17 protein-coding genes and 1 pseudogene are annotated in these 14,121 nt (G+C 38.9%); 17 read left to right on the forward strand and 1 reads right to left on the reverse strand.

Annotated features, from left to right (window positions below; all coding sequences use genetic code 11):
• Nucleotides 1–13: 13 nt before the first annotated feature.
• The 8 genes from argH (at nucleotide 14) to MKY51_RS07715 (ending at nucleotide 8,573) form a co-directional block, all read left to right on the forward strand.
• A complete protein-coding gene (gene argH, locus MKY51_RS07680; RefSeq protein ID WP_079526508.1) occupies nucleotides 14–1,387 on the forward strand; it encodes an argininosuccinate lyase in 1,374 nt (457 codons plus the stop codon).
• A gap of 317 nt (nucleotides 1,388–1,704) precedes the next feature.
• The gene (locus tag MKY51_RS07685) at nucleotides 1,705–3,318 is read left to right on the forward strand and encodes an MFS transporter (RefSeq protein ID WP_339176306.1); all 1,614 of its coding nucleotides are present in this window, start codon (nucleotides 1,705–1,707) and stop codon (nucleotides 3,316–3,318) included.
• A gap of 278 nt (nucleotides 3,319–3,596) precedes the next feature.
• The gene (locus tag MKY51_RS07690; protein WP_339176308.1) at nucleotides 3,597–4,748 is read left to right on the forward strand and encodes a toxic anion resistance protein; all 1,152 of its coding nucleotides are present in this window, start codon (nucleotides 3,597–3,599) and stop codon (nucleotides 4,746–4,748) included.
• Nucleotides 4,749–4,824: 76 nt separating this feature from the next.
• On the forward strand, nucleotides 4,825–5,211 hold the full coding sequence (locus MKY51_RS07695) for a hypothetical protein (RefSeq protein ID WP_339176309.1): 387 nt from the start codon (nucleotides 4,825–4,827) through the stop codon (nucleotides 5,209–5,211).
• Between the two features lie 148 nt (nucleotides 5,212–5,359).
• The gene (locus tag MKY51_RS07700; RefSeq protein ID WP_339176311.1) at nucleotides 5,360–5,656 is read left to right on the forward strand and encodes a cytosine deaminase; all 297 of its coding nucleotides are present in this window, start codon (nucleotides 5,360–5,362) and stop codon (nucleotides 5,654–5,656) included.
• A 75-nt stretch (nucleotides 5,657–5,731) separates the two neighbouring features.
• Nucleotides 5,732–6,643: a DMT family transporter gene (locus MKY51_RS07705; protein ID WP_339176312.1), complete on the forward strand. Its 912-nt coding sequence runs from the start codon at nucleotides 5,732–5,734 to the stop codon at nucleotides 6,641–6,643.
• Between the two features lie 51 nt (nucleotides 6,644–6,694).
• The gene (locus tag MKY51_RS07710) at nucleotides 6,695–7,852 is read left to right on the forward strand and encodes a M20 family metallopeptidase (protein ID WP_339176314.1); all 1,158 of its coding nucleotides are present in this window, start codon (nucleotides 6,695–6,697) and stop codon (nucleotides 7,850–7,852) included.
• Nucleotides 7,842–8,573: an NAD-dependent deacylase gene (locus tag MKY51_RS07715; RefSeq protein WP_339176316.1), complete on the forward strand. Its 732-nt coding sequence runs from the start codon at nucleotides 7,842–7,844 to the stop codon at nucleotides 8,571–8,573. Before MKY51_RS07710 ends, MKY51_RS07715 begins: the two co-directional genes overlap by 11 nt.
• A gap of 496 nt (nucleotides 8,574–9,069) precedes the next feature.
• Here the strand turns inward: MKY51_RS07715 and MKY51_RS07720 are convergent, their stop codons facing one another.
• Nucleotides 9,070–9,519: a GNAT family N-acetyltransferase gene (locus MKY51_RS07720; protein WP_339176318.1), complete on the reverse strand. Its 450-nt coding sequence runs from the start codon at nucleotides 9,517–9,519 to the stop codon at nucleotides 9,070–9,072.
• Nucleotides 9,520–9,846: 327 nt separating this feature from the next.
• On the opposite strand from MKY51_RS07720, the gene MKY51_RS07725 reads away from it, so the two are divergent.
• From MKY51_RS07725 to MKY51_RS07765, 9 genes and pseudogenes are all read left to right on the forward strand, one after another.
• Nucleotides 9,847–10,272: an RND transporter gene (locus MKY51_RS07725; RefSeq protein ID WP_339176319.1), complete on the forward strand. Its 426-nt coding sequence runs from the start codon at nucleotides 9,847–9,849 to the stop codon at nucleotides 10,270–10,272.
• Between the two features lie 28 nt (nucleotides 10,273–10,300).
• A complete protein-coding gene (locus tag MKY51_RS07730; protein WP_339176321.1) occupies nucleotides 10,301–10,897 on the forward strand; it encodes a hypothetical protein in 597 nt (198 codons plus the stop codon).
• A gap of 46 nt (nucleotides 10,898–10,943) precedes the next feature.
• Nucleotides 10,944–11,327 carry a hypothetical protein gene (locus tag MKY51_RS07735; protein WP_339176322.1) on the forward strand — a complete coding sequence of 128 codons (384 nt, stop codon included), beginning with the start codon at nucleotides 10,944–10,946 and terminating at the stop codon, nucleotides 11,325–11,327.
• Between the two features lie 33 nt (nucleotides 11,328–11,360).
• Nucleotides 11,361–11,467 (forward strand): annotated as a pseudogene (locus MKY51_RS07740) (GNAT family N-acetyltransferase); the annotation flags it as partial.
• A 29-nt stretch (nucleotides 11,468–11,496) separates the two neighbouring features.
• Nucleotides 11,497–11,772, forward strand: coding sequence for a hypothetical protein (locus MKY51_RS07745; protein WP_339176324.1), 276 nt, complete (start codon nucleotides 11,497–11,499; stop codon nucleotides 11,770–11,772).
• Between the two features lie 54 nt (nucleotides 11,773–11,826).
• Nucleotides 11,827–12,282, forward strand: a complete 456-nt coding sequence (locus tag MKY51_RS07750; RefSeq protein ID WP_339176325.1) for a GNAT family N-acetyltransferase — start codon at nucleotides 11,827–11,829, stop codon at nucleotides 12,280–12,282.
• A 45-nt stretch (nucleotides 12,283–12,327) separates the two neighbouring features.
• The gene (locus MKY51_RS07755; protein WP_339176326.1) at nucleotides 12,328–12,618 is read left to right on the forward strand and encodes a hypothetical protein; all 291 of its coding nucleotides are present in this window, start codon (nucleotides 12,328–12,330) and stop codon (nucleotides 12,616–12,618) included.
• 59 nt (nucleotides 12,619–12,677) lie between these two features.
• Nucleotides 12,678–13,214, forward strand: a complete 537-nt coding sequence (locus tag MKY51_RS07760) for an AAA family ATPase (protein ID WP_339176589.1) — start codon at nucleotides 12,678–12,680, stop codon at nucleotides 13,212–13,214.
• 11 nt (nucleotides 13,215–13,225) lie between these two features.
• Nucleotides 13,226–14,020, forward strand: coding sequence for an aminoglycoside phosphotransferase family protein (locus MKY51_RS07765; RefSeq protein WP_339176328.1), 795 nt, complete (start codon nucleotides 13,226–13,228; stop codon nucleotides 14,018–14,020).
• Nucleotides 14,021–14,121 lie beyond the last annotated feature (101 nt).

Genomic DNA, 14,121 nt, shown 5'->3' on the forward strand with positions numbered 1-14,121 from the left:
GAGTGAAACTACTATGGCAAAATTATGGGGCGGTCGTTTCCAAAAGTCTGCAGAAAGCTGGGTTGACGAGTTCGGGGCATCGATTGGCTTTGATCAGCAGTTAGTATTGGAAGATATTGAAGGTTCTGTAGCACATGTCACAATGCTAGGTGCACAAAATATTTTACCTAAAGAAGATGTCGAGAAAATTCTGGACGGTCTTGCACAATTAAAAGTAAAAGCCGAAGCGGGTGAACTGGAGTTTTCGGTTTCAAATGAAGACATCCATTTAAATCTTGAGAAAATGCTGATTGATCTGATCGGTCCTGTTGGCGGAAAGCTTCATACTGGACGCTCGCGTAATGACCAGGTCGCAACGGATATGCACCTATTCCTAAAAAAGCGCGTACCTGAAGTAATCGGCTTGATCGAACATTTCCAAAAAACGATTGTTGAGCAGGCAGAACAGAATGTGGATACGATTGCGCCTGGCTACACGCATTTACAGCGTGCACAGCCGATTAGTTTTGCACATCATTTAATGGTTTACTTCTGGCAGCTGCAACGTGATAAAGAGCGTTTTACTGAATCGATGAAACGCATTGATATTTTACCGTTAGGTGCCGGTGCGATGGCAGGTACAACATTCCCAATCGACCGTTTAAAATCGGCTGAACTGCTAGGATTTGCGGAAGTGTATGCCAATTCTATGGATGCGGTAAGTGACCGTGACTTTATCGTTGAATTTTTATCGAATTCAGCATTATTAATGACACACTTATCACGTTTCGCGGAAGAAATCATTATTTGGTCTACGGATGAATTTAAATTCATCGAGCTGGATGATGCATTCTCTACAGGTTCATCCATTATGCCGCAAAAGAAAAATCCGGATATGGCAGAATTAATCCGCGGAAAAACAGGCCGTGCATACGGAAACTTAATGGGGCTGTTAACGGTATTAAAAGGTACGCCGTTAACGTACAACAAAGATATGCAGGAAGATAAAGAAGGCATGTTCGACACGATGGAAACGGTATTAGGTTCACTGAAAATTTTCGAAGGTATGGTTCGTACAATGACGGTCAACAAAGCGCGTCTTCACAGTGCGGTACATTCAGATTTTTCAAATGCGACAGAGCTTGCGGATTACTTGGCGACAAAAGGAATGCCGTTCCGTGAAGCGCATGAAGTAACAGGAAAGCTTGTATTTACATGTATCCAGCAAGGAATCTATTTACTGGATCTGCCGTTGGAAGAAATGCAGAAAGAATCCGCATTAATTGAAGAAGATATTTACGCAGTACTTGCACCGGAAGCTGCTGTTAGTCGACGAAATTCATTAGGCGGCACAGGCTTTGAGCAAGTGGCACTTCAAATTCAAAACGCAAAACAATTATTAGTATAGCCATGGATGAGGCTAGGACATAAGAAGAAATATTAAGAAATGTATATTTAATAAAATTGATTGGAATGGAGGGCGACTCCTGCGGGAACAGCACGACGCCTGAGACTACAGGCTCAGGCCGTGCCCGCGGAAAGCGTCCCGGAATGGAAATCAATTTTTAACGCTTAAAAAAGTACTATTTTTCTCAGGTAGAAAAATAGTACTTTTTGGGTTATTGGCCTTCCTTATTTTTTGTACCTAAAAATGGTATTTTTTCTTATACAAATTAAAAATTAGCAGTATAATAATAGATACTTTAAATAGAAAGGTGTCTTTTTATGACAAATACAAAGACTTCGCAATCATGGGTGCTTACATTATTTGCACTTGGCGTATTTATGGCCGCACTGGATAACGGAATTATCAGTGCTGCACTGACAACGATCAACAGCTCGTTTAATGTCGAAGCAAACTGGGGAGCCTGGGGTGTTACACTGTACACACTTGGCTTAGCAATCAGTGTTCCGATCGTAGGGAAGCTTTCGGACCGTTATGGACGCAAGAAACTGTTTATTGTGGAAATTGCGTTGTTTGGTCTGGGATCACTGCTTGTTGCACTTAGCCCGAACTTTACGTTTTATTTAATTTCCCGCTTTATCCAGGCGATGGGCGGAGGCGGTATTTTTATTATCGGTACTTCGTATGTCGTTAGTACACTGCCTGCGGAAAAACAAGGGAAAGCGTTAGGATTACTTGGTGGTATGAATGGGATTGCCGCTGTTTTAGGTCCAAATATCGGAAGTATCATTCTGGATCTGACAGGCAGCTGGCATTGGCTGTTTTTAATTAATGTGCCAATCGCAATTTTCCTAGTCATCATGGGTTTTCTCAAACTGGAAGAAACGAAAGATGCAGCACCCGGCAAACTTGATATGACGGGTACGGTTTTACTTTCTGCAGCAATTTTAGGTATTATGTACGGACTGACAAATATTGAGGGTGTAAACTTTTTCAGCTCTCTTCTCGAACCGACAGTCTATCCATATTTACTAGCTGGAATGATCGTACTAGTGATTCTTTATTTCTATGAAACACGCCTCGAGCGCCGTGGAGGGGACCCGATTTTACCGGTAGGGTTAATGCGTCAGCCGACTTATTTACTGACATTACTTCTAGGTCTTCTGTCTGGTGCGATGCTTGCTGCAATGATCTTCATTCCGGCCTTTTCAGAGCAAGTATTGGGTATTAAATCCGAGCATGCGGGCTACTGGATGACACCGCTTGCACTGGCTGCAGGAGTAGGGGCAGCAGTTGGCGGTATTTTAGTCGATAAAAGAGGCCCGATTTTAGCTGTTCTGTTTTCAGGTCTCGTAGCCGCAATTGGCTTCTTCCTGTTCCCGGCATGGATTGATGCGAAATGGCAATTTGTCATTGCATCTGTCATTGGCGGTGTCGGCATTGGGGTACTTCTTGGAGCACCGCTGAATATTTTAGCAACAGAAAAACTTGAAGCCAATAAAGGGACGGCATTAGCGTCATTATCATTAATCCGAACAATCGGGATGACAATCGCGCCGACGATTTATGCCGGGTTTATCGCACGCGGCTTCAGTGAAATTCCGTCATTATTTAAAAACGATTTCCAAGGAATTTTACAGCAAAATTTACAACAGGTGAATCTATCGGAAGAGGCAACTGCAGAACTTGCTCAAGTAGGCAGTCAGTTCGCAGCAGGCGGTCAGTTTTCCGAGGAACAAATGATGAGTGTCGTTCAAAATATTCAAGATCCGACATTAAAAGAAGTCATTTTGAATTCTGTCAATGAAGTAACGGTCATGGCAGCACAAAACGGCTATGGCGGTCTATTTTACTCGGCGGTTGTCATTGCCATCATTATTTTTGTAGTTGGATTAATTTTAAAACCAATTCGAAAAAAATCTATGGAAATTTAAAAAAGTGTTTTAGGTTGTACGATTTAGGGTAATTTATCTTTAGACTCATGCAAAGCTTGTGTGGGTGTTGAAGTCTCTCCCCCAATAGTAGACTTACAAAAAGTGTCCTTTTGCGCATAAAAGGGCATTTTTTGTGTCTAAAAGCGATGCATTTATTTTCAATCGGTCTCAAATTAGAAAATTCGCAATGTTTTGCGTTATAATTAGCATCAAGTGCATGAAACTTTTCATCAAAAATTACGTAAATACTAGTACTACATAGAATGGGGGAATCGAACATGGCTGAAAATCCATTATTTGAAGATTTAAATAAACGTGCTGAGCAAGAGCCCGCTCAAACGACTGATCTAGTCGAACAACCACAAAAACAACTCGTTTCGGAACAGGAGCTTTCTCAAATCCGTCAGCGTCAGGAACAGTTAAAACAACAGCCTCAAGTTCAACAGCTTGCTGAAAAAATTGATGTGAAAAACCAGATCGCGGTTCTTGAATTCGGGAAAGAAACGGCTCAGGGAATTTCAACATTTTCAGACCGAATGCTTGCAACGATTAAGCAAAGCAATCTGGAAAAGTCGACAACGTTACTGAACAATTTAAATAAAATTATGGACCGCTTTGATCCTCAGGATTTCCAGGAGGAACAGAAAAAGGGCTTCCTGAAAAAGCTGTTCTCAAAAAGCAAAGAGCAATTGGAGCGTATTTTATCCAAATACGACACGATGAATAAAGAAGTCGATGTCGTTTATAACGAAATTCAGAAGTACGAAGTGGAAATGAAAAGAAACACGGTACAGCTGGAACAAATGTATGACGAAAATTTAAACTACTTCCATACGTTAAGCGAACATATTGCGGCGATCGATATTAAAGTTAATGATCTACGACAACAACTGCCGGCATTATCGGCTAGAGCGGATTCCGGTGACCATGAAGCCATTATGGAGCTGGAAACGGTAACACGTGGAATCGAGCTATTGGAACAACGAGGCTACGACCTTGAAATGGCCCAGCAAGTATCATTCCAGTCAGCGCCGCAAATCCGTTTAATGCAGCAAGGGAACAACCATTTAATCGGTAAGATCAACTCGGCATTCGTGACGACTATTCCGATCTTCAAACAAGGTCTGATTCATGCCGTTACAATGCAGCGACAAAAACTTGTTTCGGATTCGATGGCTGAACTCGACCGCCGTACGAATGAAATGCTCGTACGAAATGCAGAAAATGTCCGTCAAAATTCAGTGAACATTGCACGTCAGGCAGGCAGTCCAAGCATCAAAGTCGAAACAATTGAAACGACTTGGAAAACGATCATTTCCGGTATTGAAGAAACAAAACAAATTCAGGCAGAAACGGTGCGCAATCGTGAAGAAGGACGTAAGCGCATTGAACAATTACAGCTTGAATATGAAAAATTAAAGAGCATGTAAGCTGTATTCTGAGGCATCGAGTATCCTTTGCTCGATGCCTTTTATCATCTTTTTCGAACACTATAGGGGGAGTTTTATGCAAGTTTTAAGTCGTAAGTTTACAGTAGCACTCGTGTCAACATTTCTTTTCAGTTTTCTGTTAGCCATTATCGAGACAATGACGGCGAGTGAACAGTATCTGTCTTTTGGCATGACCGTTCTGACATTTATCGTATTAAGCGCACCAATGTTTCTCGTTTTAGGGGTTGCCGTATCGTTTCTGTTTGAAAAAAATCTGCGTTCTGAAAAAATGAAATGGATCAGCTATATTGTCATTGGTGCGGTATTTACGGTTCCATACGCCCTCTACTCTTTTGAAGATGCGAATCTATTACTATTCTCAATGATAGGTGGGTTGGGGGCAGCCCTCTTTTGTGGGATACATCTAATATTTGATAAATATATATTCAAAAATACGGATTAACAAACAATTTAAAAGCTTGTGAAATTAAGCTTAGAAGTGGTCTAAAATTTCCTCTTGGTGATTAATTAGGGGTGAATTTGGTGAAATTGGGTAAATAACAGCAAAAGAGATTTACACAAGTATTGCCATGAGGGAAAGGAAGACAAAGATGGAAAAAAACTTAATGAAAATCGACGAATTTCTAAAAATGCCGAAAAGTGTTATACGCAGAGCAAATGAACGAGACGTATTGAGTATAAAAAATGAGCTCCTTATATTAATGAATGAGAAAAGCGACATGTATGATAAAGCGCATATCCGAAAGTTAATCAACGAAATTCAATTTTTAAATGTGTTTGTAGTAAAGGATGATTTTGATAAAACCATATTTTCCTACGAACCTCCAAAATACGCATCACCCCGCGTAACGATCAAAGAAAGCGGCTGGATCGAACTAATCAAATAAGAAGTAGTCTATTCCCAACATTGGAATCATGATAAAATTTTATTATGAATAGATTGTTGGAAGAAGGTAGTAATTGTGGAACGATTGAAAGGCATAGCGATGATTATTGTAGGTTCGATGTTTTGGGGGGCTACCGGTCCGATGATGGAATGGCTACTTCAAACAACGTCCATGACCGCTGAGTTTATGCTAGCAGTACGGTTAATGATCGCAGGCGTTTTAATTCTTACGATTGTAGCTATGCAGAAAAAACCGGTATTCTCCATTTGGAAAAACCGGAACTATTCGGTGCAATTACTGATTTTCAGTGTAATCGGAATGGTAGGGTTACAATTTACGTTTGTGAAGTCGATTGAAGTGAGTAATGCAATAATTGCAACACTCCTGCAGTTTTTAGCGCCAATCTTCATCGTCATCTATACATCGGTTATTGGGAAGGTTCTTCCACCGCGCAGTCAATTGATCGGTATTTTTGGTACACTTGTCGGATTGTTTCTATTGCTGACAAATGGCTCGGTTTCAGAGTTGCTGGTTAGTAAGGAAGCACTTGTCTGGGGACTGCTGTTAGGATTTACGTATGCGTTTTATACACTGTATCCTGCTCGGCTGATGGCTGAAGTAGGGGTCATCATTATTATTGGCTGGGGTATGATAATCGGCGGACTTATCTTCTCGGTAACGGGACAGCTTTGGAAGCCGGAGCAATGGCTGTTGCTGCTGGATCCAGTGAATGTCGTCATCATTATTGCTACGGGTATTTTAGGATCCTTCGCGTATATTTTATTTTTAACAAGCCTGAAATACATATCCCCAGTTGAAACGAGTATCTTATCGAGTATTGAACCATTGACAGCGATGGCGATTTCCGTTGTCTGGCTCGGTGCAACTTTGTATAACTGGCAATATGTCGGAACTTTATTAATGCTCGTTTTTGTCGCCTATTTATCAATTGCCGGGAGCAAAAAGTCTCCCAATTCGAATGTCTAAGTGAATGTCACTTAGGCATTTTTGGGTATAGAAAATGAAGGAGGCGTTGTTATGGAAGCATTCGATTTTTTCACATTGCATGAAAAAGATATAAAAGATGATATTAAACGCTTAGTATTAGCCGATTCACCTTCGCAAAACAAAGAGCTGCTTGATTTGTGCAAAGATGTACTCCAGTCGATGTTTTATGACTATTTTCATGTAAAGGCAACAGAATATGCGATGGAGCATAACGGCAATCATCTCCGCTTTGAAATGGGCGAAGGAACCGAACAGATTTTAATGATCGGTCATTATGATACTGTTTGGGATAAAGGGGCTTTGCCATATCGGGAGGAAGAAGATAAAATTTTCGGTCCGGGTATTTTGGATATGAAATCAGGTCTCGTCAGTGCGATTTGGTTTTTTAAATATGTTCAAAAAATGAATCTGCCTTTGAAGCGCCGCGTTGTATTTTTCCTGAACAGTGATGAAGAAATCGGAAGCCCAACGTCGAGAGCGCTGATCGAAGCAGAGGCCAAAAAATCGGTAGCCGCTTTTATACTGGAGCCTGCAGTTACCATTTCAGGTGAACTGAAAATTGCGCGAAAAGGGACATCCAGGTATTTGCTGAACATTCACGGACTTGCATCACACGCGGGGAATAATCCGCGCGATGGTGTCAGCGCAATTACGGAAGCGGCAAGGCAAATTCTGAATATCGATGCGCTCAACGACTATGAAAAGGGGACAACACTCAATGTCGGGATGATCCAGGGCGGCGGCAAATTGAACGTGATTCCCGATGAGGCGCATGTAGGGGTCGATGTCCGATCGGTTACACGGACAGAGCAGGAGCGGATCGACGATTATTTCGAGGCGCTTAAACCATACGATCAGCGCACGAAAATCGAAATCGATGGGGGAATTAACCGGCCACCGATGGAACGGGATGAAGAAAGTGAAGAATTGTTCGAAATTGCGCAGGAAGAAGCGGAAGATCTTGGTTTTGATGTGGATGAAGCATCAGTCGGCGGTGCAAGTGACGGCAATTTCACATCGTTATATACGCCGACATTGGATGGTCTGGGCCTTGTAGGGGACGGTATTCATGCAGAACATGAGCATATTTTAAAAGAGCATATCATTGAACGCTTCGCACTTTTGACGAATACATTGCTGGAAGTTGTCAATGAGATTGAGATGGAGGGAATTCAGGATGACGGCTGAAACATTGGCGCACTTGATGAAACAATCGAATCGTACGGTCGTGCTGACTGGTGCCGGGATGTCGACTGAATCGGGCATACCGGATTTTCGCTCGTCGACAGGTTTATGGCAAAATATCGATCCGCGTATTGTAGCCTCTACCGAAAGTCTGCAAAAGAACTATGAACAGTTCCGCGAGTTTTACCAGATGAGAATTACCGCGCTAGAAAACTGTAATCCCCATCAAGGACATCTAATATTGGCGGACTTCGAAAAGCGCGGACTTGTTTCATTGATCGCGACCCAAAATGTCGACTGGCTTCATCAGCAGGCAGGTAGTAAAAATGTGGCCGAACTTCACGGCAATATCGTATCCATCCGCTGTCAAAAATGCGGCAAACCACATGCAAAAGAGCAGTTTCTGAATAATAGTATTTGCACATATTGTTCCGGAAAATTACGGCCGAATGTCGTGCTGTTTGGGGAAACTTTGCCGACGGAGGCATGGGACCGTACGCTACATGAAATACACGACGCAGACCTTGTGATTGTAATCGGAACAAGTTTGGAAGTATACCCTGTCAACCAGCTGCCTAGCATGTCAAGAGGGAAGCTCGTCTATATCAACCGTGAGCAAACGTCCACAAGCGCACATTATTCATTTGATTTAGTGCTGGAAGGGTCGGCCGGTGAGATTTTGGCGGAAGTACATCGTGAGCTGGAAGGTATTGAAAAGTTATAATAACGCATGTGTGAAATATAGGATTGTTTCGTTATGTTCTGGTTTGCATTACTAGTATAAAATGAAGAATGACAAAAAATAGGCACGAAATATTGAAATAACAATATTCGTGCCTTACCGCTATATTTTCGAATTTGCATTAGGGAAACTATTGGTGGATTCGTTTTATTGCGTTCTTTACTGGCAATTTTCACAAAGAACACTATTGGCAGTTCTTGCAATTGCATTATCTAACCTAGATACTATCATATTTTTTTCGGAGGGCATCGTAATATTGGCTGTAAAGCGTTGCCCTTCTTCGATCTTTCTTCCGCAATTTGAACAAGCTAATTGCTTGGATGTAAACGAATCCTTTAACTTATCAAACAAATTCACCAACTCCTGACTAAAATAAAAAATCAAATCCCATTATATAACTTTTATGTATATTTTAAAAATAGATAGCCATTTCCAAAAATCCTTGAATATTATTTTAGAAATATTATGTATGGTGGAGTTATGTAAGTACATATTCCATAAGGGGATATATTCTCCCCGGTATGACTGCTGATTCAACATAAATGATTCTTTTTGCACCCATTTTCAAGTAAAATTCATATGCATTTGGATCACTATTAAATTGGAAGCTACTCAATCCATATTCTGTTGCCTTCAGTAAAATATCTTTCCATAAAATTTTTCCTAATCCTTGTCCTATGTATATAGGAACTACAAAGAAATTCTCTAATTTTTTCGTTTCGGTACATAAACAGTAGAAACCTTTAATCGCCTTCTCTTCTTCTAGCACGTAAATCACTTTTGACTGGATATCGTCTGTTGTAATGGTTAAAGTATCTTTCCAAGCATTCATAAAATCCTCTGAATACCCCCAAGAGCCTTTTGCATTAATAGCTATATCCGTCAGTATCACTGCGTCCTCGACAGTTGCTTTTCTTATCTTATTCATTACTTATTCCTCTTGTTTCATAATTTCATTTATCGCATTAACTCGATCAATCCTCTACGCCAATAGGGCAAGCCCATTCATGAATGTAAGAATTTTCTTCGCATTTTTAAACTCCTTTAATTAGGAATGCCACGTACAGACGTAAAAAACGAGGAATAGTTTCACATTCTTTTAAGAATAATTCAGGAAAATACTGGTTATTAATTGTAAAATGGTAAGAGATAGAGCGCATTATTTTATTTTCAACATAAATCAGTTAAACAGAATAAAATATCAGATTTGTCTTTTTCTTTGTAAGCATTAAAAATTTCGGATTCAGGAGGAAAAATGAAAAACAAAAATACGCTAAAAACGATAAACTGGGTGACATTCATTTTCATTGTATTGGTCGGAATTATTACAGCCTGGATGATTCTCTATGACTTAAATACACAGGTCGCCTTTGGTGAAGAAGGGCAGTCTCGCGCAGGTTTCCGTTGGGGTATATTCCACAATATCATTTTAGTGACAATATTATTGTCAGCTTCCTTTTTAGGGTTTGCGTGGAAATTCTTATTTCCCTTTAATGTACCCATTGCAATAATAATAGCTGGTTTAGGCTATCAACTATTTTTCCTAACGTTCACTATCGGATGGGTCGGCCTTAATGGCACATTTGGCCTCTTTATCGCATTTCTAATTGGAATAGTATTGATTATTTCTTATGCGGTTATTAAATTTCTGGAAAGCCGTAAACCTATCGAAATGAAATAATAGGTTAACCGCCATTTAGGGGGAAGTCATGAAACAGAAACGTTTACTGTTAAAAGGGATCATAATAGGCTTTCCCGTCACTGTATTCCTATTATGGATTACCGGTGCCATTAATCTATGGTTTTATGACATCGGTGATATTGCTAATAACGAAAAGTTTTATTTCTTCGAATTAAAACCTATAGAGGGTGAGTATTCGGTAATAATTGATTTAAGGGACCTTGAAAGTAATGTAGGTAAGACACTTTATGATGATGGTGAACATCAGATTTACGTATCGAATATTTTTATTTCAGGTGATGCAAATTACGACGTTTCATTTAGATCAAGTGGTAAATATAATTTATATGGCGCGACATTGGTATCAGGTATTGTACATGAACGAGTACAGGGTGGGTTTTCTTTCGGATTAAGGGCAAATGCCAAAGCCACATATCGTGGCAGCACTTTCAAAATATATACATCTGGAAGATCAGGTTTAAACTATAAAGATGGTGATTCTTTTGGGTTTTATGTAATCCCGCATGATAGAGAGGTAACTTTAAATATTGCTGAAAATTCTATTATAGAAATTACACTTTCTGACCTGGTTATGCACAAATGGTTAAGTAAATATGGCTTATAATTGAAAAACTGAACCAATTTGCTGCTTTCTAAGAAAGGGGATTTTTATGGGTGGAGATGCTATTGTATGGCTGGTGATCTTATTGTCTATTTTAATTTGTGATGGATTAGCAGTGTATTTATACCGTAAAAGGAACTTTCCTTTATGGACTTCGGCAATTATTATAGCCCTTTTAGTTCCGGTGATTGTTTATAGTTTTGTAGCTTTAGGAATTAATTATTTTAACAGAACGAATACCGATCCCGATAGTACAGGAGAAGGAATCGCTTTTGCAGGAGGTTTTATTGCGATAATACTGGCATTCAATGCGATTGTGATGTTTGTTATTGGCGTGATTTTAACTATCTACACTTTCATTAAAAAGAAGCGTTGGAAAGACACTGCAAATAAATCGGGGGATGAAAGTGAAATTTCTAAGGAGGAAAAGTAGTGAAGCTTGATGATTTAATCATAACACCCTATTGCGCGGCGATTTTATGAAAAAAAAACGGCTTTAAAATCAAATCCAGAGGGCACGAAAACGAAGAGAATTTACCAGATATTCTTTATGAATGGATTTCCAATAAATAATTTAATGGAGAGAATGGGGTGTTGGTTAGTTGAGAGTAATTTTTTCAGTCATTTCCGCAATTATTTGTTTGTCATTAATTTCCTTGTTAAATAAAATGCCTTTTCGTTTGGAGGAAAAGATTTTTAACTTAATAGTTGCTCCTAATTTATACTTACCATTTGGAATAGGGGTATTAGGTTTATTATTTGCCCTGTTTGGTGTGAAAGGGTATATCAGACTTACATTATTCGGATTAAATATAATTGGTTTAATTGGCTATCTTGTCATATTTTTAATGGCAACAGTGGGTTTTCAAGAACCATAATGACAAATATTTTTATTCGTATGTAATATCTATCAATGTAAGGGGGCATCGAAATTGTATCAATATTATAATGGTTTCGTTATTAGAGAAGGTACTAAAGGAATTCCAGCTGATTTTGTTGAGTACTTATTTAAAGACGCTGGATGGGCAAAAAATATTCCATCATGGCAAAAAGAAAAATACACACTTATCTTTGAAAATTCAACTTGGGCATTTACGGTTTGGGATCATGAGAGAATGATTGCGATGGTGAGAGTGATATCAGATCAGATCATGGCGGCAAATATTATGGATTTAGTCGTTTTATCAGAATATAGAGGTAAAGGGATCGGAAAAAAACTTGTTGAGTTATGTATTCAAAAGCTTCCGCATGGAGATTGGTTTGCGCACACTTCAGCAAATAATTTCAATTTTTATGAGAGCTGCGGAATGGAAGTAAAGGATTTATCAAACAATGGGACTTGTGTCTATTATGGTTATATCCAAGCAAGAAAAGATGGACACCGTTAAATAATAGCCATTCTTGTGAAATTTCTTGGAAATGAGGCGGTTTCAATGGGAAAAGTGATATGGATAAATGGCAACCATAAAGAGGATAACCGTATTTTTGATTCGGAGTTTGAAGTGGACGAATGGACGAGAGCATTGTATCCAGATTTTGTTGCTTTTTTAAGTGATCATACGAATGTAGGTTATGCAACACCTGATGAGAAAGTCATTAACTATTTAGCATCTCTTTTTCCTCAATGGGCCCTTAATCTCGATTTAAAAGTACGGGTTTGTACGGCGAAAATAGAAAGAAATGGTCAAATCATTTATAAAATATGGACGGTCAGTTTGGGGTAAGTGCAATCAATCAGTGACGTGAATGAAGTGAAGGTTAGGGAGATGATGTGTTGATTATTATGATAAATGGAGCATTTGGTGTAGGTAAAACTACTATTGCAAATAGGCTTTTAAGCGAAATTGAAAATAGTATACTTTATGACCCTGAAGAAATAGGATACATGTTAAGAAATTTGATTCCCATTCATATAAAAAGAACAGAATCTCCCTCAGGTGACTTTCAAGATCTGGATTTATGGAAAGAGGTAACCGTTGATATGGGGAGGAAATTAATTTCTAAATATAATATGAATCTAATCGTACCAATGACGATCCGGAATCTCGAATACTTTCATTATATTTATAACGGATTTAAAAGTTTTGATGGACAAACCTTTCACTTTTGTTTGAATGCAAGTAAAGAGACAATTTACAAAAGGTTAAGATTACGCGGAGAGGAAGAAGGCAACTGGTGTTTTCAACAAACGGATAAGTGCATAGAAGCCTTCGAAAAATACGACTTCGGAGAGTATGTAGATACTGAAGGAAAAAGTATCGATGAAATAATTCAAGAAATAAAAGAAAAGTTAAATCTTTCATCAACTAAACTACTTTAGGAGGGGACACATTGTTGCCAATTACACTTGAAGAAATTCCAAGCGAAATCTATACGTATCTTAAAAAGATCAATTCAATGAGTTTTCCGCGACAAGGTTACACTTCCAATGTAGCATTAATTGAAAATGCTCAAGGCCTTTATGCGCTTAAAAGAACAAAGGGAGAGTTAAACTGTGGTTTGCTAAATCGAGAAGTTTCAGCTATTAACTGTTTGACTCAGAAAACACAATTACCTATTCCTAAGGTAAAGAATTACGTTGAACGAGTATCCGAAAAAGAGTCTTGGGCTCTAATTGAGTTTGTTGAAGGGGAAACCGTACGTTCTGCTTTATATAACGAGATAAGTAGGGCAAAACGGCATGAAATCATCTATAACTTTGGCAATCTGTTACGGCAAATTCATTCAACACATTGTCCTGATGAATTAATAGGTGAACATCCTTGGCTAGAGGAGAAGTTAAGCCAGGCGGAATATAATTTGAAAAATTATGAAGTGGACGGATCTAGAGAATTATTAGAAAAAATTAAAAATAATAAACCGAAAGAGTATAAACAGACACTCATACACGGAGATTTTACAATTGATAATGTTTTAGTCAACAACGGCAAAATTACAGGAGTTATCGACTGGAGTGGCGGTGCATACGGAGACCCAAGATATGATGTCTCCTTGGCTATACGCCCAAAACCTAATGCTTTTGAGGATGAAATAGATAAAGAAATCTTTTTTGAAGGCTATGGGGACAAAATCGTTGATGATGATGACTATGATTATTTTGTGAAAGGGTTGTATGAGTTTTTTTAATTACGCAAATTTATTAATAATCAATTGGCGCGGCGTCCATTTTTAAGAACTGGATATCACTATTAATTTTATAATGTCTATTGAATCTTCTATAGGGGGAC

The organism is Solibacillus sp. FSL R5-0691, assembly GCF_037974225.1.
Lineage (GTDB): Bacteria > Bacillota > Bacilli > Bacillales_A > Planococcaceae > Solibacillus.

Bases quoted from the DNA above. Each gene is read 5' to 3' on its own strand.
- MKY51_RS07715 (WP_339176316.1), top strand. From the start codon at position 7,842: ATGACGGCTGAAACATTGGCGCACTTGATGAAACAATCGAATCGTACG.
- MKY51_RS07700 (WP_339176311.1), top strand. From the start codon at position 5,360: ATGGAAAAAAACTTAATGAAAATCGACGAATTTCTAAAAATGCCGAAA.
- MKY51_RS07690 (WP_339176308.1), top strand. From the start codon at position 3,597: ATGGCTGAAAATCCATTATTTGAAGATTTAAATAAACGTGCTGAGCAA.
- MKY51_RS07710 (WP_339176314.1), top strand. From the start codon at position 6,695: ATGGAAGCATTCGATTTTTTCACATTGCATGAAAAAGATATAAAAGAT.
- MKY51_RS07730 (WP_339176321.1), top strand. From the start codon at position 10,301: ATGAAACAGAAACGTTTACTGTTAAAAGGGATCATAATAGGCTTTCCC.
- MKY51_RS07725 (WP_339176319.1), top strand. From the start codon at position 9,847: ATGAAAAACAAAAATACGCTAAAAACGATAAACTGGGTGACATTCATT.
- MKY51_RS07735 (WP_339176322.1), top strand. From the start codon at position 10,944: ATGGGTGGAGATGCTATTGTATGGCTGGTGATCTTATTGTCTATTTTA.
- MKY51_RS07695 (WP_339176309.1), top strand. From the start codon at position 4,825: ATGCAAGTTTTAAGTCGTAAGTTTACAGTAGCACTCGTGTCAACATTT.
- MKY51_RS07685 (WP_339176306.1), top strand. From the start codon at position 1,705: ATGACAAATACAAAGACTTCGCAATCATGGGTGCTTACATTATTTGCA.
- MKY51_RS07755 (WP_339176326.1), top strand. From the start codon at position 12,328: ATGGGAAAAGTGATATGGATAAATGGCAACCATAAAGAGGATAACCGT.
- MKY51_RS07720 (WP_339176318.1), bottom strand. From the start codon at position 9,519: ATGAATAAGATAAGAAAAGCAACTGTCGAGGACGCAGTGATACTGACG.
- MKY51_RS07760 (WP_339176589.1), top strand. From the start codon at position 12,678: ATGATAAATGGAGCATTTGGTGTAGGTAAAACTACTATTGCAAATAGG.
- argH (WP_079526508.1), top strand. From the start codon at position 14: ATGGCAAAATTATGGGGCGGTCGTTTCCAAAAGTCTGCAGAAAGCTGG.